This is a genomic window from Pigmentiphaga sp. YJ18, from assembly GCF_038066655.1.
Classification (GTDB): domain Bacteria; phylum Pseudomonadota; class Gammaproteobacteria; order Burkholderiales; family Burkholderiaceae_B; genus Pigmentiphaga.
This window is the reverse complement of sequence record NZ_JBBUKU010000001.1, coordinates 2,320,841-2,339,765: the sequence shown is the minus strand read 5'-3', so window position 1 is coordinate 2,339,765 and position 18,925 is coordinate 2,320,841. Positions and strand designations below refer to the sequence as shown.

Below are 18,925 nucleotides of genomic sequence, written 5' to 3'. Positions count from 1 at the left end.
GACCCTCAGCGTCCGGCGATCGACATTTCCGGCAACAGGATGGACCCGGTCGTCTTGGTGCCGCGCGTGAGCGTGTCCGCCCCCACCGCGGCGATGCCGCCGAACATGTCCTTCAGGTTGCCGGCGATGGTGATCTCCTGCACGGCATGCTGGATCTCGCCGTTCTCGACCCAGTAGCCGAACGCGCCGCGAGAATAGTCGCCGGTCACGTAGTTGATGCCCTGCCCGATCAGCTCGGTCACCAGGAGGCCGGTGCCCAGCTTGCGCAGCATGGCGCGGAAATCGTCGCCGCGCCGCGTCTTGCGCGAGGCCAGCACCAGGTTGTGCGAACCGCCGGCATTGCCGGTCGTGACCATGCCGAGCTTGCGGGCCGTGTAGCTGGACAGGAAATAGCCCTGGACCACGCCGCCGTCGACGACCTTGCGCGCCTGCGTGCGCACGCCTTCGTCGTCGAACGCGCCGCTGCCCTGGGCACCCTTGATGGCGGGGTCTTCCAGCACGTCGATGTGCCCGGGGAAGACCTGCCGGCCCAGGCTGTCGACCAGGAAGCTGGACTTGCGGTACAGCGCCCCGCCGCTCAGGGCCTGGGTGAGCGAGCCCAGCAGGCCGCAGGCCAGGGGCGCCTCGAACAGCACCGGATACCTGCCGGTGGGGATGCGGCGCGCGGACAGCCGCGACAGCGTGCGTTCGGCCGCATAGCGGCCGACGCTGGCGGGATCGGCCAGCCGCGCCCAGTCGCGGTCGCTGGTGTACCAGTCGTCGCGCTGCATGTTGCCGCCCCGCCCGGCGATGGGCGATACCGACAGCGAATGCCGCGAATACGGGTAGCCGTTCAGGAAGCCCCGGGTGTTCCCCATGACGAAGTGGCCTTCGTACGAGGACACCGACGCGCCGTCGGAGTTGGTGATGCGCTTGTCGGTGGAAAGGGCCGCGCGCTCGGCCTGCAGCGCCAGTTCGGCCGCCGCCTCGGCCGGCAGGTTCCACGGGTGGTAGAGATCCAGGTCGGGGAATTCGGTGGCCAGCAGATCGGCGTCGGGCAGGCCCGCGGCCGGATCCTCGGCGGTATGGCTGGCGATGTGGTACGCGGCCTGGACGGTATCGCGTACCGCCTGGTCCGAGAAATCCGAGGTCGAGGCCGAGCCCCGGCGCTGCCCCACGTACACGGTGATGTCCAGCGACCGGTCGCGCGTCTGTTCGACCGTCTCCAGCGAGCCCCGGCGCACCGACACGGCCAGCCCCTGGCTTTCGGACACCTCGGCCGCGGCGTCGGTGGCGCCGACGCGCCTGGACTCGTCCAGCACCCGTTCGATCAACTGGCGGAACGCGGCGGGGTCGGTATCGAGCGCGGGACGGGTGGGCGCGGCGGTCGTTTTCTTGCGGGACGGGGAAGTGGCCATGGAGTTTCTTCGGGAAGGAGGCGGCCCGGACACGCGGGCGGGCGGCCCGGGCAGGAAGGCAAGGCTTTATGATAGCTGGTGTCAGCCTTCTTACCGTCGAAGCACGCCATTTTCCATGTCCCGCTCCAAACGTAGTCCATCGCCCCTGGTCCCGGTGCAAGAAGCCGATCCGGACGGCGAATACCAGTCCCCCAGCAAGTCGCAGCTCAAGCGGCAGATGGCCGCCCTGCAGGACCTGGGGGAACGCCTGGTCGGGCTGCCCGACGCCAAGCTGCGGCAACTTCCCCTGGCCGAACGCCTGTACGACGCGATACGCGAGGCCCAGCGCATCACCGCCCACGAGGGCAAGCGACGGCAATTGCAGTACGTCGGCAAGCTGATGCGCGAGGCGCACGTCGAACCCATCCAGGCCATGCTGGCCGAGTGGGATGGCGAATCCATGGAACAGATCGCCGCCTTCCACCAGCTCGAACTATGGCGCGACCGCCTCCTGGCCAGCGACGAACATTTCACGGGCTTCATGGATTTGTACCCCCACGCCCAGGCCCAGCCCCTGCGGGCGCTGATACGCGGTGCGCGCAAGGAACAGGCCGCCAACGCCGCCCTGCTGCCCGGGCGCGAGCCGCAGCGCAAGCACTATCGCGCGCTGTTCCAGGAAATCAAGCGGCTGCAGGCCGCTCCCGATGCCGGGTCGCCGCCCCCGGCCGACGACGAAGACGAACACTGATCCCACCGCCGCCATGACCACTTCCGCCAAGCGCCTCGTGCGCAACCATCCCGACGAACTGCTGTGCGGCCTGGTGTCCATCAGCGACCGCGCCTCCAGCGGAGTCTATGCCGACGAAGGCATCCCCTCGCTCAAGACCTGGCTGGACGGCGCCCTGCGCACGCCGGTGCGCTACGTCGAGCGGCTGGTCGCCGACGACGCGCCGGCCATCTCCGCCACCCTGGCGGAACTGTGCGACGAACTCGGCTGCGACCTGATCCTGACCACCGGCGGCACCGGCCCGGCGCGGCGCGATGTCACGCCCGAGGCCACCCTGGCGGTGGCCACGAAAGAGATGCCCGGCTTCGGCGAACAGATGCGCCAGATCTCGCTGCGCTTCGTGCCCACCGCCATCCTGTCGCGCCAGGTCGCCGTCATCCGTGAACGCGGCACGTCGGCGGCGGACGGCGCCGCCCTCATCATCAACCTGCCCGGACAGCCCAAGGCCATACGCGAGACCCTGGAAGGACTGCGCGAGGCCGACGGCAAGCTGGTGGTGCCCGGCATCTTCGCCGCCGTGCCCTATTGCATCCAGCTCATCGAAGGCCCTTACGTCGAAACCGACGAAACCGTGTGCAAGGCGTTCCGCCCCAAGACGGCGATCCGCCCCGCGCCCTGAGCGCCGGCCCCTCTCATCGAGAACGCCATGACAGATACCCTGCTCGAATGCGTCCAGGCCGAAACCGGCCCGAACCCCACCCGCGCCGTGATCTGGCTGCACGGCCTGGGCGCCGACGGCCACGACTTCGAACCCATCGTCCCCGAACTGGACCTGCGCGGCCTGCCGCCGGTGCGCTTCGTCTTCCCGCACGCCACCGTGCAGCCGGTGACCATCAACGGCGGCATGGCGATGCGCGCCTGGTACGACATCATCGTCAGCGACCTCGTCCGGCGCGAGGACGATCCCGGCATCCGTGCCTCGCAGCGCCACGTCGAGAACCTGATCGCGCACGAGAACCAGCGCGGCATCGCCACCGAGCACATCGTGCTGGCCGGCTTCTCGCAAGGCTGCGCGATGACCCTGCACACCGGCCTGCGCCTGCGCGAGAAACTCGCCGGCCTGGTCGCCCTGTCCGGCTACCTGCCGCTGGCCGCCACCTTCGCCGCGGAACGCAGCCCCGCCAACGCCCATACGCCCATCTTCATGGGCCACGGCACGGCCGATCCCATCGTCATGCTCGAGCGCGCCACGGCCTCGCGCGACCTGCTGCGCCAGGAAGGCTACGACGTCGAATGGCATGCCTATCCCATGCCCCACTCGGTCTGTGCGCCGGAACTCGGAGACATCTCGGGCTTCCTGCGCAAGGTATTGGCTTGATACCGATCAAGACATAGCCGCTCAAGATGTGGTGTACTGCGCGGTAACGAAAAAACGCCCGCGCCATTGCACCGGCGTTCGAGCGGTCATCTTCGTGATCTTCAAGGAGAAAACGTCATGTTCAAGAAAATCCTGATCCCCACCGATGGCTCGCCGCTGTCCGCCCAGGCCGCCAACGCCGGCGTCAGCTTCGCCCGCTCCGTGAACGCGGAAATCGTGGCCCTGCACGTCACCCAGCCCTTCGCCGCCACCATCGGCTTCGACGGCATGGCCGCCGCCTACGCGATCACCGACGACGCCTACGAGAAAGCTTCGGCCGAACAGGCCGCCAAGTACCTCGACGCCGTCACCAGCCGTGCCGACACCGCCGGCGTCAAGAGCACCGCCCTGTCCGTCTCGAACTTCAACGTCGCCGACGGCATCGTCCAGGCCGCCGCCGAAACCGGCTGCGACCTGATCTTCATCGGTAGCCACGGCCGCAGCGGCCTCTCGCGCCTGCTGCTGGGCAGCGTCACCGCCAAGGTGCTGTCCCTGGCCCACGTCGCCGTCCTGGTCTACCGCGTCAAAGAAGAAAAAGAAAAGAAGAGTCCCCCCCCTACGCGCTGAAGCGCCCCCCCAGGGGGCGATGCGGGTGGACCGGGGGAGCCGGATCCACCGCATCCTGGGGCCGATACGCTCCGGATACCGCCGTCTCAAGGACTCAGGGCTCCCCCTGCCCTCGCACGACCTCCCTCAGGCATTCCAACGCCGCCTCCACCCCCGCCGGCCGCAACGCGTCATTGCGCCAATACATTTCCACCGACCCGAATCCCGACAGGCGCAGCGGCACGATCCGCACCGCGTTCATCGTCACCAGCCGCATCGCCGCCCGATGCGAAGCCACCCCCACCATGTCGCTGTGCGCCAGCAGCGTGATGTTCAGCGTCGCCGAATTCGACTCCACGTAATCGACCGGCAGGCTCCGCCCTGCCGCCGCCAGCGCCGCGTCCAGCGCATTGCGTATGGGCGTACCCCGGGGCCACAGGATCCACCGATGCCGCATCACCGCATCCCAGGTCGGCTCGCTCGCCTCGAACAAGGGATGCAACGGCCGCGCCACGAAATGAATGGGCTCCAGGTACAGCGCCTCCGAACGGATCGCCGGATCGTGCAGCTCGGGCGCCGAACGCCCCACCACGATGTCCAGGTCGCCACGCGCCAATTGCTCCATGAGCTGGTCCATCGTGCTTTCCACCACCCGTATCCGGGCCTGCGGCATGCGCCGCAGCAGGGCCAGCATCGCCAGGGGGACCGTGTCCGGCGCCGCCGCGCCCGAGGTGCCGATCAGGACCTGCCCGCTGCCCCCTTCGCGCATCGCCTCCATGTCGCTGTGCGCGCGATCCAGCTGCGTCTCGATGCGCCGCGCGTGGGCGATCAGCGCCTCGCCGTAGGACGTCGGGCGCAGCCCGCGCGCATGCCGCTCGAACAGCGGCAGCCCGATGTCGTCCTCCAGCTCGCGCAGCCACTTCGACAGCGCGGGCTGCGTGGTGTTGAGCGCGGCGGCCGAATGGCTGATGTTGCGGGTCTGGGCAAGGCTGAGCAGCATCTGGAGATTGCGCAGCCGCAGGCGGTGGGTCCAATCCATGGGCGGAAACCGGAAACGAAAGGGTCACCCCAGCCATATCGCGCTTGATATGGATGAGAACAAAAATTCATTTTCCAAAGCATATCGCTTTCCGCATACTGGCAGGAGACCCTACCAAGGAGACATCGAGATGCCGAGATACCTGCGCGCGCTGGGCGCCCTCGCCCTGGCCGGTTCGTGCGCCAGCGCCTACGCCTGGCCCGACCACCCCATTACCTTCATCGTTCCCTACACCCCTGCCACCGGCATCGACCTCGTCGCCCGCCAGCTCTCCACCCAGCTCGGCAAGACCCTGGGCCAGCCCATCGTGGTCGAGAACGTGGCCGGCGCCAGCGGCAACATCGGCAGCGAACGCGCCGCCCGCGCCGCGCCCGACGGCTATACCTTCATGGTGCAGGTCAACACCCTGGTCATGAACCGCAGCCTGTACAAGTCGCTGCCCTACGACCCGGTGGCCGACTTCGACCCCGTGGCGCTGACCTCGTGGGGCACCCTGCTGCTGGTGTCGCCCACCTCGCGCAAGCCCGCCACCGTGGCCGAACTGGTGGCCGCGGCCAAGGCCGAACCCGGCAAGCTGACCTATGCCACCCCCGGCGTGGGCACGCCCCACCACCTGTCGATGGCGCTGTTCCTGCAACAGACCGGGGCCCAGATGATGCACGTGCCCTACAAGGGCACGGCGGGCGCCGTCACCGACATCCTGGGCGGACGCATAGATGCGATGTTCCTGCCGGTGCACGTGGCCCTGCCGCAGATCAAGGGCGGCAAGCTCAAGGCCATCGCCACCGGCAGCGCGAAGCGCCTGGCCCAGCTCCCCGACGTACCGACCCTGGAGGAAGCGGGCATCAAGGGCGGCAACGTGGACATGTGGTACGGCGTGTTCGCGCCCAAGGGCACGCCGCCCGACATCATCGCCCGCATGAACAAGGAAATCTCGCAGGCGCTGAAATCGTCCGCCACGGCTTCCGCGTTCGAGGCGCAGGGCATGGTGCCGGCCACCGCCTCGCCGGCCGAATTCGGCAAGCTCGTCGCCAAGGATGCCCAGCGCTGGGCGGACGTGGTGAAGGCGGCGAACATCACGGCCGAATGAACCGGCGGGCGGCCGGGAAAGCCGCCCGTGGCCTGTGGTAAGGTGGGCCGGCGCGGGGCGAAATCCCCCACGGCCCGTGGGCTTGTTTCGGCCGCGAGCGCCCCTATCCTCTCCTAGAGAACTCATCCAGGAGGCCCACTTGGCCGATCTACAGACGCTGCTCGTGCTCTACGGAGCATGGCTGGTCTTCTTCAACGTGCTGCTGGAACAGGCGGGCCTGCCCATACCCGCCTATCCGCTGCTGGTCGTGGCCGGCGCGCTGGCCGCGCAGGACCAGCTCTCGTGGCCGTTGATCCTGGCCGGCACCGTGGCGGCCAGCCTGATCGCCGACAGTGCCTGGTACGCGGCCGGACAGCGCCACGGCGCGCGGCTGCTCAGCACCATCTGCCGCATCTCGCTCTCGCAGGACTCCTGCATACGCCAGACCCAGAGCCGCTATCTGCAAGTGGGACCGCGCCTGCTGCTGGTGGCCAAGTTCCTGCCCGGCGCCGGCGCCCTGAGCACCGTGATGGCCGGCCTGACCCGCGCGCCCTACCGCACCTTCGTCGGCTACGAGATCGCCGGCACCCTGATCTGGGGCGGTTCGGCAATCCTGCTGGGCGCGGTCTTCCATCCCGTGGTGGCCGACATCCTGCTGGCCATCGACCAATACGGCCAGATGGGCATCCTGTTCCTGGGCACGCTGCTGGCGCTGTACATCGCCTATCGGCTGGTCCAGCGGTGGCGCGTCATCAAGTACTTGCGCACCGTTCCCCGCCTGGCGGTGGACGAACTCGCCTCCTGGGAACGCGCGGGCCGCCGGCCGATCCTGCTGGACGTGCGGCCCCAGCCCGACGATCCGCTGCCGGGCGCCATCGCGGTGGACATCCACGCACCGCTGGACGGCCTGGAACTCGGCCCCTACGACACCGACATCGTGGTGTATTGCGCCTGTCCCAACGAGATCTCGGCGGCCATGCTGGCGACCAAGCTGCGTGCCGCCGGCTATACCAGCACCTGGGCGCTGCTGGGCGGCCACGACGCCTGGCAGGCCTACCGCGAGACGCCCGAATCCCCACTCGCCTCCCCCGCAACGGAGCAATCATGAGCGTACACGTCAAATCGAACATGCCCGGCGGCATGCGCTACACCATCTCCCTGGGCGCCCACGACGTGCCCCTGGACATGCCCGCCCCCAAGGGCGAGGGCCCGTCCCCGCACGACTATTTCGATGCCGCGCTGGGCGGCTGCAAGGCGCTGACGCTGATGGTCTACGCCAAGGGCAAGAACATTCCCCTGGATGGCGTGGACGTGGAAATCGTGCGCGACGACAAGGACGAGCGGCGCGGCGAATACCGGCTGACCGCGCGCCTGGTGCTGAGCGGCGACCTGACCGACGAACAGGTGGCAGAGCTGCACGCGGTGGCCGACCGCTGCCCCGTGCACAAGCTGATGACCAGCACCACGATCAAGATCGACAGCGAGGTCACGCGCGCCTGACCGGACCGCTCAGCTGGCGGCGGCGCCCGCCAGCTTCAGCAATTGCCGCGTCTCGGCCCGCGCCACGTCCTGCAGCCAGGCCACGAACAATTGCGCGGGCGGCCCCGCGTCCGGCGCCACGCCGTAATAGTAGCGATCGAGCACCAGCCGCAGGTCGGGCAGGGGCGCCGCCAGACGGCCCCTGGCCAGGTCGTGGCCCAGCAGCGAAACCGGGGCCAGCGCCAACCCCAATCCATCCAGTGCCGCCTGCATCACGAAATGCAGGTGATCGAACTGCAGCGTCTGCTGCTTGCGCGCGCGCGGCCGGCCGACCTGCGCGGACCAGGCTTCCCAATCCGCGCGGCGGGAGCGGGAATACAGCAGGACATGTCCGGCCAGGTCGGCGGGCCGATCGACCGGCCGGACCCGCAGCAGCTCCGGCGCGGCCACGACCAGGCCTTCGTCCTGCATGAAGCCGCGCGCTTCGATCGAGGGCGGCCAGCCGCGGCGGCCGCGCCGGATGGCCACGTCGAAGCTTTCGAGCGCCTTCTCGGGCGCCAGGGTGCTGGTCACCACTTCCGGCTTGACCTGTGGATGGCGGGCCACGAAATCCGGCAGGCGCGGAATCAGCCAGCGCACGGCGAAGCTCGGGCGCACGTTGATCCTGACCACCCGAGGCGCGCTGCGCCCGACGAAGACTTCGGCGGCGGCCGAGATGCTGGCCAGCGCGGGCGCGGTATCGGCCAGGAACTGCGCGCCGGCCGCGGTCAGCACGATCTGCCGCGTCCGGCGCTCGAACAGTTCGACGCCCAGGTAGTCCTCCAGTTGCCGGACCTGGCGGCTGATCGCGCCGTGGGTCACGCCCAGCTCCTGCCCGGCGCGGGTGAAACTGAGATGGCGGGCGGCGGCGACGAAGGCCCGGACGGCATTGAGGGGCGGCGGACGATGGTGCATGCGTGCAATTTTCTCACGTGTGGCGCCAGTTTAAATCGTTTGTCGCCCTGTCATGCGGACGTCACCATGTCGGCCTATGTCCGATCCCGACACCTCCACCGCCGATCGCCATTCGCGCGATGCCTCGATTGTCCTGGGCCTGTGCCTGCCCGCCGACACCGTCCTCTACCTGCTGCTTCCCGTCCACGCCCAACAGTTCGGCGTCAGCCTCGCGCAGGCTGGCGTGCTGCTGGCCGCCAACCGGCTGGTCCGGATAGTCGGCTATGGCTGGGTCGCAAGGCTGTACGCCGAGCGCGGCGACCGCGCCGCCTGCACGCTGGCGGTACTGGCCTCGGCCTGCTGCGCGCTGGGCTATGCGCTGTTCCCCGGATTCTGGCTATTGCTGGCCGTCCGGCTGTTGTGGGGCCTGTCCTACGCGGCGCTGAACCTGTCCACCCTGGCACTGGCCACCGCCAGCCTGTCCGGCTCGGCCCAGCGCACGGGCCGCTCGCGCGCCCTGATCGCCGCGGGCCCCATGCTGGCGCTGCCGGCGGGTGCCTGGCTGGCGGATCTGGCCGGACCGCGTTTCATCTTCTTCATCCTGGCCGCCCTCGCCCTGCTGGCCCTGCCGCTGGCGCGCCGCCTGCCCGCGCACCGCCGACCCCAAAGCGCGCCGCAAGCCGCGCGCCGCATACGGCCGCCCGGCAGCCTAGATGCCTGGTCCTTCATGGAAGGGTTGACGCTGGACGGCCTGTTCATCATCGGCCTGTCGCTGCTCGCGCAGGAGGCGCTGCCCGACTGGGCCCTGCTGGCGGCCGGCGTGTTGATGGCGCTGCGATACCTGTCCGAGATCCTGCTCAGCCCGCTGGGCGGGCGCATCGCCGACCGCCTGGGCGCCGAACACATGCTGGTCGTGCTGTCGCTGGCCACCTCGGTCGCCCTGGTCGGCTTCGGCGCCGGCTGGCTGTGGGGCTGCGCCTTCGCCATCGTCGTGCTGCGCGCCCTGCAACTGCCGCTGCTGGCCCCCATCGTGGCGCACCGCCACCCCGGTCACGAACGCATCCAGGCCCTGGCCTCCCGCGCGGTCTGGCGCGACATCGGCGCGGGCACGGGACCGATGCTGGCCGGCCTGCTGCTGCCGGCCGCGCCCGCCGTGCTGATCTACGGCGGCGCCGCCCTGCTGCTGTCGGCGGCGGCGCTGGCCTGCCTGCGCCGCGCCTGAGCCGCGGACCCCGCCGGCGCGGCCCGCGTCAATCGATGCTGATGCCCGTCTGCCGCACGACCTGCCCGTAGCGCTCGATCTCGCGCGCCATCATCGCCGCCAGATCGGCCGGCGTGCCGGTCTGGATCTCGAAGCCCTGCATGGCGAACTTTTGCCTGACCTCCGCGTCCTGCAGCGCGCGGTTCATCGACGCGTTGATACGCGCGACGACCGCCTCCGGCGTCCCCGCCGGCGCGAACAGGGCCAGGCCGCTCGGCACGTCGACGCCCGGCATGCCAGCCCCCACCATCGACGGTACGCCCGGCACCAGCGGCGACTCGGCCGCCGTAGTCAGCGCCAGCGCGCGCAGCCTGCCTTCGCGTATCTGCGGCACGACGGCGACGTCGGCGATCATGAAATCCACCTGGTTGCCCAGCAGCGCGACCACCGCCGGCCCCACGCCCTTGAAGGGCACGTGCGTGAACGACACCCCGGCGGCACGCGCGATGATCTCGGTCACCAGATGGGGGGCGGCGCCGTTGCCGCTGGAGGCGTAGCTCAGCCGCCCCGGCTGCTTGCGCGCTGCTTCCAGCAGGTCCTTGAGCGACCGCGCGGGCGAGGCGGGATGGACCACCACGATGAACGGGGACACGGTCATGTTGCCGACCGGCGCGAAGCTGCGCAGCGCGTCGTAGGGCAGCTTCCTGTAGAGCGCCTGCGAACTGGCGTGGGTGATCGGCCCCGTCACGTACAGGGTATGGCCGTCGGGCGCCGAGGAAGCGACGTACGCGGCGCCGATGGTGGTGCCGGCGCCGGGCTTGTTCTCGACGTAGACCGGCTGCCGGAACTCCTCGGCCAGCTTGGCCGCGAGAATGCGGGCCGCCACGTCGGTCGAGCCGCCCGGCGGAAACGGCACCACGATCTTGACGGGTTTGCCAGGGTATTCCTGCGCATGGAGGCCGGCCACCGGCAGCAACGCTGCCAGCGCCAGCGCCGCGATGCGGCGCGCGCCCATCATGCCTGCCTCCCGGCGGCGGCCATCTGCGCCGGTTCGCGCACCACGCCGATGCCGGCGCCGCGCAGCAACTGGTCGATGCGGCCGATCTCCTCGGCGCGCGGCTCGGGCATGGGCGGACGCATGCGCGGCGACTCGATCAGGCCGCGCAGCCAGGTTGCGATCTTGTAGCGCACGTGCAGCCGGCCGGGCTCGGCGTAGATGTATTCGTGCAGGCGCGCCAGGCCCGCGTCCCAGATGCGGCGGGCGGCGGCGAGGTCATCGGCGCGCATCGCCTCGATGTGGTCCAGCATGGGCTCCAGCGCATAGTTCCACGAGCCGCTGATGGTGCCGTCGAAATTGCCGCTGGCCAGGTACTCGTGGAAGAAATGCGCGCTCGAGCACAGCAGCGCGACGCCGGGCGCCTGCTCGCGCATGGCCCGCGCCAGGATGCGGTGTCCCTGGTAGGCATAGGTCGTCTTCCAGCCCACGATGTTGGGCACCTCGCGGCAGAACTTCAGCGTGGGCTCCAGCGGCAGGCCCAGTCCCCAGGGCTGCGATGCGCTGGTGATGGGATGGGTGAAGATGGGCAGGTCCACGGCCGCGTCCTGCGCCTTGATCTGGTCCAGCCAGACCTCCGGATAGCGGACCGAGTCCCAGGCGATGGCCACGTCCATGGAACCGGCCGGCGGCACCACGAAGATGCCCTGGGCGCCCAGCGCCTTCGCGTCGCGCGCCGTCTGCACGGTTTCCGCGGTGGTCCAGGCGAAGGTGCCGGCCAGCACCGGCATCCGGCCCGCGGCTTCCTCCATCACGATTTCCAGCACCCGCCGCTTTTCCTCGCGGGTCAGGTAGAAGGCTTCGCCCGCCTCGGGATTGGCGATCAGGCCGCCCTCGGCGGCGAACCTCGGCTGTTGCAGGTAATAGCGCACGAGTTGGCGCAGGCCCGGCTCGTCGATGCCGAGATCGTCCCGCAGCGGCAGGACCAGCGCGGTGTAAAGGCGGCGCGCGATGAGGTGGAACGAGGAATGGCTCAAGAACTGCTCCTGAAGAAAGACATGGCCATGCGCCCGGACGGCGCACGGCGGCGGGACGCTACTCGGGCGTGATGCCCGCGTCGGCGATGATCTGTTTCCACTTGCGCCGGTCGCGCGCGATGCGTTCGGCGAAGGCGGCGCTGGTACCGCCCGCGGGGTCGGCGGCCAGGCTGGTGATCTCGGAGCGCAGGTCGGGCGATGCGATCGCGGCGTTGAGCACGCCGTTGAGCCGCTCGACGACGGGCGCGGGCGTGCCCGCCGGCGCCCACAGGCCGAAATAGGCTTCCATGTCGAAGCCCGGCACGCCGGCCTCGATCAGCGTCGGCACGTCCGGCAGCACCGGCGTGCGCTTGCGCCCGGCCACGGCCAGCGCGCGTACGCGCCCACCCTTGAGCACCGCCAGCGCGGACACGGCGCTGTCGAACATCATCGTCAACTGGCCGCCTATCAGGTCCTGCACGGCCAGCGACATGCCCTTGTAGGGAATGTGCGTCATCTCGACGCCGGCTGCGCGCTTGAAGGCTTCTCCGTTCAGATGCGCCAGGGTGCCCACGCCGGCCGAACCGAAATTGTTGTCGGCACCGCGGCTTTTCATCAGCCTGACCAGCGAGGCGACGTCCTGGATGCCCGAGGCGCTGGACACCAGCAGCACGCTCTTGCCGTTGGCGATCTCGATGATGGGCGCGAAGCTCTTCTCCGGATCGTAGGGCAGCGAGGACTTGATGGCGGCGGCCAGCGAATGGGTGCTGGTGGTGGACAGCAGCAGCGTGTAGCCATCGGGCGCCGCGCGGGCCACGGCCGCCGCGCCGATGATGCCGCCCGCGCCGGGCTTGTTCTCGACCGCCACGGGCTGGCCCAGCGCTTCGCTCATCTTGCGCGCGACCAGCCGCGCCATCACGTCGGCCGCGCCGCCCGGCGGGAACGGCACCTGCAGCAGGATGGGCCGGCCGGGATAGGTGTCGCCGCGCGCCACGGCCGGCGCGAGCAAGGCTCCGCCCGCGACCTTCAATAATTGACGTCGATCCATGTTCGTTTCCAGGAAGGAGGAAGAAAGGGCCGGCCGCGCCGGCCCCGGTCACTTCGGGGGCTGCCTGCCGCTCTGCTCCAGCGTGCCGCCGTGGCCCCAGGTGCTTGCATAGTCGGGACGGCTGTCCTCGGCCAGGAACCGGCGTTCGAGCTCCATCACTTTCGGGATGCCCGACAGGGTCTTGTAGTCGGCCGGTCCGTCCGGGCAGGCGTTGACCTGGGCGGCCCAGTCGGCCAGCGCGGCCTGGCCGCGCCGGCGGAAATCATGCAGCACGCGCCAGGCGGCCTGCATCCCCGACGAGGCGGCGATGGTCGGATACAGCACCACCCGCAAGCCCAGCTCGCGGTATTCCTCCAGCGTCGGCGCCGGACCCTGCCCGCCCCAGATGGTCAGCACCGGCACCGGGATCTCGCGGCAGGCGATCTTCAACTGCTCGCGGCTTTGCACCGAATTGAGCCAGACCAGGTCCACACCGCCCTGCTCGGCATAGGCGACGCAGCGGTTCAGCGCGGACTCGAAGGTCTCGCCGGCGGCCCCGAGCGCGTCGCAGCGCGCGCACACCACGAACTCCCGGTCGATCTCGTCGCGGGCGGCGACGGCCGCGCGGTACTTGCCCACGGCCTCGTCCACCGGGATGCAGCGGCGGCCCGCGCTGGTCCCGGACTTCTTGGGCGCCTCCTGGTCCTCGATCTGCAAGCCCGCCACGCCGGCCCGCACCGCCTCCTGCACCGCGTACCAGACGTTGACCGCGTTGCCGAAGCCGGTATCGAAGTCCAGGAAGATGGGGATGTCGGTCCGGGCCGCGACGTGCCGCGCATGGTCGACCACGTCGCGCATGCCCATCACGCCGGTGTCGGGATAGCCATACAGGAACGCGCACAGCTGCGAGCCGGCGATGAAATAGCTTTCGAACCCCGCGTCCTGCGCAATGCGGGCCAGCAGGGGGCTGAAGCCTCCGGGCATGACCAGCAGTTCGTCCCTGGCCAGTAGTTCGCGGAATTGGCGCCGCTTGGCTGTCGCCTCGTTCATCGTCCCGTCTCCCGTCGCCCCGTCCGGCGTGGCCGGCGGGTGCATCTGTGCTTGCTTGCGGGAAATTCTAGGAACAGCCGTTTAATTTGTCTAATATATCTCTTATATCTATTGATTTACGTTACTTATGAATCTCTCGATCCGGCATTTCAAGGCGTTTCTTTCCGTGGTGCATACGCGCAGCTTCACCCGCGCGGCGGAACAGCTGCACATCAGCCAGCCCGGCCTGAGCCTGATGATGCAGGACATGGAGGGCCAGTTGGCGTGCCGGCTGTTCGAGCGCACCACCCGCTCGGTCCACCTGACCGCGGCGGGCCAGCGGCTGGTGCCCGTGGCCCAGCACGTCGTGGACGAGGTGGAAACCATCGCGCCCGTCCTCAGCCAGCTCTCGGAAGAACGGCGGCGCACGCTGCGCGTGGGCGCCACGCCCATATTCTCCGCCAGCGTGATGCCGCACGTATACATGAAGCTGCGCGTCACCCAGCCCACGCTGGACCTGCACGTGTTCGACCTGCCCAAGCCCGAGGTCGAACGCCGCGTGCGCAGCGGCGAACTCGACTGCGGGCTGGGCATCTTTCCCCGGCACGTGCCCGAGGTCTCGCGGCGCCCGCTGTTCGAGTTCGACTTCCTGTACGTGGAGTGCCGCACCGCCCCGCTGCGGCTGAAGGCGCAGGGCAGGCCCCGGCGCATACGCTGGGACGACCTGCCCGACGTGCCCTTCGTCGAACTGCACCCCACCTCGGAACTCCAGCAGTTGATCGACAAGCGCAAGACGGCGTCGAAACGCCTGCGCCCGGAGGGCGGCATTCGGATGAACAACCTGGAATCGCTGATCGGCATGGCGGCGGCCGGCGTCGGTCCCACCATCATTCCCTCGTTCGCCGCGCCGGTCGGACCCGACGTGCCGGTCGTCACCGCGCTGCTGACCGACCCCGTGCTGTCCCTGGGCTTCCATCTCATCACCAAGCGCGGGCGGGAACAACCGGCGGTCCTGGAGGCGTTCACCGGCACACTGCTGGAGGTGATCGCCGAACGCGGGGAACGCACCTACGGGGCGCCCGAAAACTGACGTTCCGCTGAACGGTCCTGGCCACGGAAACTCGACATCCCTTCAACGAAAATTCGACGCACGCCCGACCATACTGGCGCCGTTCCCGTCGTTCTTTCCGAGTGTTTCATGGATGTCCAACACGATCTGGATGGCTTCGGCCCGGCGCTGCCCGGCGTGGTCCTGCCTCTTCCCGAGGCGGCCGCTCCCAGGAATTGCGCCTTCCACGATGTCCACGTCAGCTGCGTCCTGCCCTGCCTGAACGAGGCCCGCAACCTGCGCGAGCTTCTTCCCCTCTTGCGAGCCCGCCTCGACACGCTGTGCCGAAGCTGGGAGATCGTCGTGGTGGACGATGGCAGCACCGACGAGACCTCCGAGCTCATGGCCCGCTGGAGCCAGGTTCCGGGTTTCCGCTATCTACAGCTGTCGCGCAACTTCGGCAAGGAAGCCGCGCTCAGCGCCGGCCTGGAAGCCGCGGACGGCGACGTCGTCATCAGCATGGACGCCGACCTGCAGCACTCGCCCGACCTGATCGACCGGATGCTCGCCCGCTGGAGCGCCGGCGCGGACATGGTCTATGCCGTGCGCAGCCACCGCGACGACGAGCCAGCGCTCAAGCGCCTGGGCTCGCGCCTGTTCTACCGGCTGCTCAGCTCGCATGGCCGCGTCGACGTCCCGGCGCATGCCGGCGATTTCCGATTGATGGATCGCCGCGTCGTCGACGCCTTGATCGCCCTGCCCGAACGCACGCGCTTCATGAAGGGCCTGTACGCCTGGGTAGGGTTCAAGGCCGAACCGCTGCCTTACGTCCCCGCCGACCGTGCCCACGGCAGCAGCCACTTCCGGCCGCTGCAACTGGGACGCCTGGCCCTGGACGGGCTTACGGCGTTCACGACCTGGCCGCTGCGCATGGCGAGCCTCGTGGGCGGACTCTTCGCCGCGCTGTCGTTCGCCTATGGCTGCTACGTGGTGGGCGAATACCTGGTCAAGGGCAACATCGTCGCGGGCTGGACCACCATCGTGGCCGCCCTGCTGTTCTTCGCCGGCCTGAACCTGATCTCGCTGGGCATCGTGGGCGAGTACGTCGCCCGCATCTTCGACGAGGTCAAGGGCCGGCCGCTGTACGTGGTCCGTGCTCGCCGCGGCACGGGGACGCGCAGCCGCCGCGCAGGCATGCGATGAAAAATGGCCCCCACGCTTGCCGCTGCGCGGCTGCGCTGCCCCCCAAGGGGGCGTTTTCATCTTGGGGCGGCCCGGCGATGAAAAGAACCAGCCTGTTCTTTGCCGCCATCGCGGCGTGGCTCGCCATGCTGTCCTGGGTGCGGCCGCTGATGCTGCCCGACGAGGGCCGCTACGCCGGCGTCGCCTGGGAAATGCTGCGCGGCCACTCCCATGCCGTGCCGCTGTTGAACGGCATGCCTTATTTCCACAAGCCGCCGCTGTTCTACTGGCTGGCCGAGGCCTCGTTCTCGGTGTTCGGGCTGAACGAGTTCGCCGCCCGCCTGCCCTCGGTCCTGGCGGCCTGGCTGGCGGCGGCGGGCCTGTACCTGTTCGTGCGCAGGTGGCGCGACGGCGGCACCGCCACGGTCGCCACGCTGATCCTGGTCACCCTGCCTTTCTTCTACGGCGCCGCGCAGTTCGCCAACCTGGACATGCTGGTGGCCAGCCTGATCTCGCTGTGCATCCTGGCGGGTGCCGAGGCGCTGCTGCGCGCCCGCGAAGGCGCCTCGCCCCGCGGCATGATGCTGACGTGCGCGGTGCTGGCCGGCCTGGCCGTGCTGGCCAAAGGCCTGATAGGCGTCGCGCTGCCGGCCGTCGTGCTGGTGATCTGGGTAGCGTCGGCGCGCCGCTGGAAAGACCTGCTCGTCCTGCTGTGGCCGCCGGCCATCGGCGCCTTCCTGCTGGTGGCGGTGCCGTGGTTCTGGCTGATGCAGCTGCGCTACCCGGAGTTCTTCCACTACTTCTTCATCTACCAGCAGTTCGAGCGATTCTCCGCCGGCGGATTCAACAACGTGCAGCCGGCCTGGTTCTACCTGCCCGTGCTGGCCGGGCTGGCGCTGCCCTGGTCGGCGTGGGCCGCCGGCCTGCTCGACAAGCGCTTCTGGACCGCGCCCCACGGCGAACTGCGGCGGCTGATGCTGATCTGGCTGGCCGTGATCCTGGCCTTCTTCTCCCTACCCAGCTCCAAGCTCATCGGCTACATCGTGCCGGCGCTGCCCGCCTTCGCCTTCCTGCTGGCCGAGGTCGTCATGTCGGTCCGGCGCAGCGGCCGCAGCTTGCGCTGGCGGCGCCTGTTTCCGCTGTCGGTCATCGGCGCCGCCACGCTGTGCGGCGCGGCGATGGCCGCGGCCGCCGCCTACTCGCACCAGGCTCCCAAGTCCCTGGCCCTCGACATCGGCGCGCGGCTGCGGCCCGGCGACACGCTGGTGGCGCTGCACGAGTACCCCTTCCAGTTGCAACTGTATTCCCGCTCCCGCTCCCCCATCTGGGTCGTGGACGACTGGCTGGACCCGCAGATTCCCTTGCGCGACAACTGGCGCAAGGAACTGTACGACGCCGCGCATTTCGACCCGATACAGGGCCAGCAGGTGCTGCTGTCGGACCGGCTGCTGCACGAACGCCTGTGCGCGGCCCCCGCCGGGGAACGCTACTGGATCTGGGGCGGCGCCGACGACGCCACGCGCAAGCCACTGCTGGCGAACCGGCAGCCCGTGCTGAGCGAAGGCCGCAGCCGCGTGTGGCTGATCGAGGCCGGCGACGGGCTCATGCGCCGGGCGTGCGGCCAAACGCCCATAGCCGGCTTGCAATGAAGGTACCCACGGCAATCCCCACCAACACCGCTGCCAGCAAGACGTCATAACGCACCGAGGACACATGGAGCAGCCAGGCATAGGCCATTTCGTTGACCGCGAAGCCGCCGGCGGATACGAGAAAAAATCTCGCCGCGGCCTGCTGCCACGCATGCAGCGGGTGCCTGAACGTGAACAGCAGATGGCCCGCGAACGATACGCAGAAGGCGGCCAGCCAGCCCACCACGTTGGCCCACAGGGGCACGACGCGCAGCATCTCGACGCAGGCCACGGCTACGACCCAGTGGGTGGCGGCGGCCAGGCAGCCGACGGCGACGAAGCGAAGGATCTGTCCGGCAAGCAGGCGCATGGATGGACATCCAACGGAAACGTGGTGAACGGAACGCCATTATCCGGCAGGCGCATCGTCGTGTGTGCGGACGACTTCGGCATGGACGCGTCGGTCGACCTGGCCATCCTTACCCTGGCCGCCCGCAAGCGCGTCAGCGCCGCCAGCTGCATGACGCTCGGCCCCAGCTTCGGCACCTACGCCCGGCTGCTGGCCGACACGGGCATCGAGACCGGCCTGCACGTGGACTTCACCGCTTTCTTCGACACGCCCGCCGAGCGCCCGTCCCTGTCCGCGCTCATCGCCCGCAGCTATGCGGGCCTGCTTGACGAGGCCTGGATCGATGCACGGCTGGCCCGGCAGTTCGACGCCTTCGAACAGGCCTTCGGCCGCCCGCCCGCCTACGTCGACGGCCACCAGCACGTGCATCAGCTGCCCCGCATACGTACCCGCCTGGTCGCGCTGCTGGCGCGGCGCTATGCCCATGCCCTGCCGTGGCTGCGCTCCACGCGCCCCGCGCCCCTGCCCGGCATGCCGCGCCCGCCTCGCCTGAAGGCCCGCGTGATCGCCGCGCTGGGCGCCGCCGGGCTGGCCCGTCTGGCACACGGCCACGGCATGCGGACCAACGCCCGCCTGCTGGGCGTGTACGGCTTTGAAGGCGGGGAACAGCACTATGCCGCGCTGGTGCGCAACTGGCTGCGGCACGCGGGCGACCGGGACGTGCTGATGTGCCACCCGGCCGTCGCCCCCGTGCCCGACGACCCTCCCGGCGGGCAGCGCGTGGCCGAATACCGGGTGCTGGCCGGCCCGGCCCTTTCCCGCTGGCTGGACGAGGAAGGCCTGCGCGTGGGGCCGCTGGCCTGAG

Annotated in this window: 20 protein-coding genes; 12 read left to right on the top strand and 8 right to left on the bottom strand. The window is 69.5% G+C overall.

Annotated elements, in window-relative coordinates; all coding sequences use genetic code 11:
- Window positions 1-5: 5 nt before the first annotated feature.
- Complete coding sequence (gene pmbA, locus WKR98_RS11285; RefSeq protein ID WP_341433055.1) at window positions 6-1,397, bottom strand: metalloprotease PmbA; 1,392 nt, start codon at window positions 1,395-1,397, stop codon at window positions 6-8.
- A 115-nt stretch (window positions 1,398-1,512) separates the two neighbouring features.
- Here pmbA and yjgA point away from each other — a divergent pair, with 115 nt between their 5' ends.
- The 4 genes from yjgA (at window position 1,513) to WKR98_RS11265 (ending at window position 4,087) form a co-directional block, all read left to right on the top strand.
- On the top strand, window positions 1,513-2,124 hold the full coding sequence (yjgA, locus tag WKR98_RS11280; RefSeq protein ID WP_124688180.1) for a ribosome biogenesis factor YjgA: 612 nt from the start codon (window positions 1,513-1,515) through the stop codon (window positions 2,122-2,124).
- Window positions 2,125-2,137: 13 nt separating this feature from the next.
- On the top strand, window positions 2,138-2,782 hold the full coding sequence (gene mog, locus WKR98_RS11275; protein ID WP_124688179.1) for a molybdopterin adenylyltransferase: 645 nt from the start codon (window positions 2,138-2,140) through the stop codon (window positions 2,780-2,782).
- Window positions 2,783-2,809: 27 nt separating this feature from the next.
- Window positions 2,810-3,481 (top strand): alpha/beta hydrolase, encoded by a 672-nt coding sequence (locus WKR98_RS11270; RefSeq protein ID WP_341433051.1) that lies wholly within the window; start codon window positions 2,810-2,812, stop codon window positions 3,479-3,481.
- A 117-nt stretch (window positions 3,482-3,598) separates the two neighbouring features.
- Window positions 3,599-4,087: a universal stress protein gene (locus WKR98_RS11265; protein WP_341433049.1), complete on the top strand. Its 489-nt coding sequence runs from the start codon at window positions 3,599-3,601 to the stop codon at window positions 4,085-4,087.
- A gap of 94 nt (window positions 4,088-4,181) precedes the next feature.
- On the opposite strand, the gene WKR98_RS11260 is transcribed toward WKR98_RS11265, so the two are convergent.
- Complete coding sequence (locus tag WKR98_RS11260) at window positions 4,182-5,105, bottom strand: LysR family transcriptional regulator (protein ID WP_341433047.1); 924 nt, start codon at window positions 5,103-5,105, stop codon at window positions 4,182-4,184.
- Window positions 5,106-5,235: 130 nt separating this feature from the next.
- On the opposite strand from WKR98_RS11260, the gene WKR98_RS11255 reads away from it, so the two are divergent.
- The 3 genes from WKR98_RS11255 (at window position 5,236) to WKR98_RS11245 (ending at window position 7,674) form a co-directional block, all read left to right on the top strand.
- Window positions 5,236-6,195, top strand: a complete 960-nt coding sequence (locus WKR98_RS11255; protein WP_341433045.1) for a Bug family tripartite tricarboxylate transporter substrate binding protein — start codon at window positions 5,236-5,238, stop codon at window positions 6,193-6,195.
- Window positions 6,196-6,334: 139 nt separating this feature from the next.
- Window positions 6,335-7,282 carry a DedA family protein/thiosulfate sulfurtransferase GlpE gene (locus tag WKR98_RS11250; RefSeq protein ID WP_124688174.1) on the top strand — a complete coding sequence of 316 codons (948 nt, stop codon included), beginning with the start codon at window positions 6,335-6,337 and terminating at the stop codon, window positions 7,280-7,282.
- On the top strand, window positions 7,279-7,674 hold the full coding sequence (locus WKR98_RS11245) for an OsmC family protein (protein ID WP_124688173.1): 396 nt from the start codon (window positions 7,279-7,281) through the stop codon (window positions 7,672-7,674). The genes WKR98_RS11250 and WKR98_RS11245 overlap by 4 nt, the downstream gene beginning before the upstream one ends.
- 9 nt (window positions 7,675-7,683) lie before the next feature.
- Here WKR98_RS11245 and WKR98_RS11240 read toward each other — a convergent pair whose 3' ends face one another.
- Entirely contained in the window at window positions 7,684-8,607 is a 924-nt protein-coding gene (locus tag WKR98_RS11240) for a LysR substrate-binding domain-containing protein (protein WP_341433043.1), read from the bottom strand.
- Between the two features lie 76 nt (window positions 8,608-8,683).
- Between WKR98_RS11240 and WKR98_RS11235 the strand changes: the two genes are divergently transcribed.
- Window positions 8,684-9,808, top strand: coding sequence for an MFS transporter (locus WKR98_RS11235; protein ID WP_341433041.1), 1,125 nt, complete (start codon window positions 8,684-8,686; stop codon window positions 9,806-9,808).
- A 28-nt stretch (window positions 9,809-9,836) separates the two neighbouring features.
- On the opposite strand, the gene WKR98_RS11230 is transcribed toward WKR98_RS11235, so the two are convergent.
- The 4 genes from WKR98_RS11230 to WKR98_RS11215 are packed head-to-tail and all read right to left on the bottom strand — an operon-like array spanning window position 9,837 to window position 13,874.
- A complete protein-coding gene (locus WKR98_RS11230; RefSeq protein ID WP_124688170.1) occupies window positions 9,837-10,805 on the bottom strand; it encodes a Bug family tripartite tricarboxylate transporter substrate binding protein in 969 nt (322 codons plus the stop codon).
- Window positions 10,802-11,818, bottom strand: a complete 1,017-nt coding sequence (locus WKR98_RS11225) for a dihydrodipicolinate synthase family protein (RefSeq protein WP_341433039.1) — start codon at window positions 11,816-11,818, stop codon at window positions 10,802-10,804. Before WKR98_RS11225 ends, WKR98_RS11230 begins: the two co-directional genes overlap by 4 nt.
- A gap of 58 nt (window positions 11,819-11,876) precedes the next feature.
- The gene (locus WKR98_RS11220) at window positions 11,877-12,845 is read right to left on the bottom strand and encodes a Bug family tripartite tricarboxylate transporter substrate binding protein (protein ID WP_341433037.1); all 969 of its coding nucleotides are present in this window, start codon (window positions 12,843-12,845) and stop codon (window positions 11,877-11,879) included.
- Window positions 12,846-12,893: 48 nt separating this feature from the next.
- Entirely contained in the window at window positions 12,894-13,874 is a 981-nt protein-coding gene (locus WKR98_RS11215) for an isocitrate lyase/PEP mutase family protein (protein WP_161567714.1), read from the bottom strand.
- A 127-nt stretch (window positions 13,875-14,001) separates the two neighbouring features.
- On the opposite strand from WKR98_RS11215, the gene WKR98_RS11210 reads away from it, so the two are divergent.
- The 3 genes from WKR98_RS11210 to WKR98_RS11200 all read left to right on the top strand — a co-directional run bounded on the left by WKR98_RS11210 (window position 14,002) and on the right by WKR98_RS11200 (window position 17,732).
- Entirely contained in the window at window positions 14,002-14,943 is a 942-nt protein-coding gene (locus tag WKR98_RS11210) for a LysR family transcriptional regulator (protein WP_124688166.1), read from the top strand.
- Window positions 14,944-15,051: 108 nt separating this feature from the next.
- Window positions 15,052-16,104: a glycosyltransferase family 2 protein gene (locus WKR98_RS11205; RefSeq protein ID WP_341433035.1), complete on the top strand. Its 1,053-nt coding sequence runs from the start codon at window positions 15,052-15,054 to the stop codon at window positions 16,102-16,104.
- Between the two features lie 77 nt (window positions 16,105-16,181).
- The gene (locus WKR98_RS11200) at window positions 16,182-17,732 is read left to right on the top strand and encodes an ArnT family glycosyltransferase (protein WP_341433033.1); all 1,551 of its coding nucleotides are present in this window, start codon (window positions 16,182-16,184) and stop codon (window positions 17,730-17,732) included.
- On the opposite strand, the gene WKR98_RS11195 is transcribed toward WKR98_RS11200, so the two are convergent.
- The gene (locus tag WKR98_RS11195; RefSeq protein ID WP_341433031.1) at window positions 17,686-18,081 is read right to left on the bottom strand and encodes a GtrA family protein; all 396 of its coding nucleotides are present in this window, start codon (window positions 18,079-18,081) and stop codon (window positions 17,686-17,688) included. The two genes, WKR98_RS11200 and WKR98_RS11195, sit on opposite strands and share 47 nt — an antisense overlap.
- 24 nt (window positions 18,082-18,105) lie before the next feature.
- Between WKR98_RS11195 and WKR98_RS11190 the strand changes: the two genes are divergently transcribed.
- Window positions 18,106-18,924: a ChbG/HpnK family deacetylase gene (locus WKR98_RS11190; RefSeq protein ID WP_341433030.1), complete on the top strand. Its 819-nt coding sequence runs from the start codon at window positions 18,106-18,108 to the stop codon at window positions 18,922-18,924.
- The last annotated feature ends 1 nt before the right edge of the window (window position 18,925 follow it).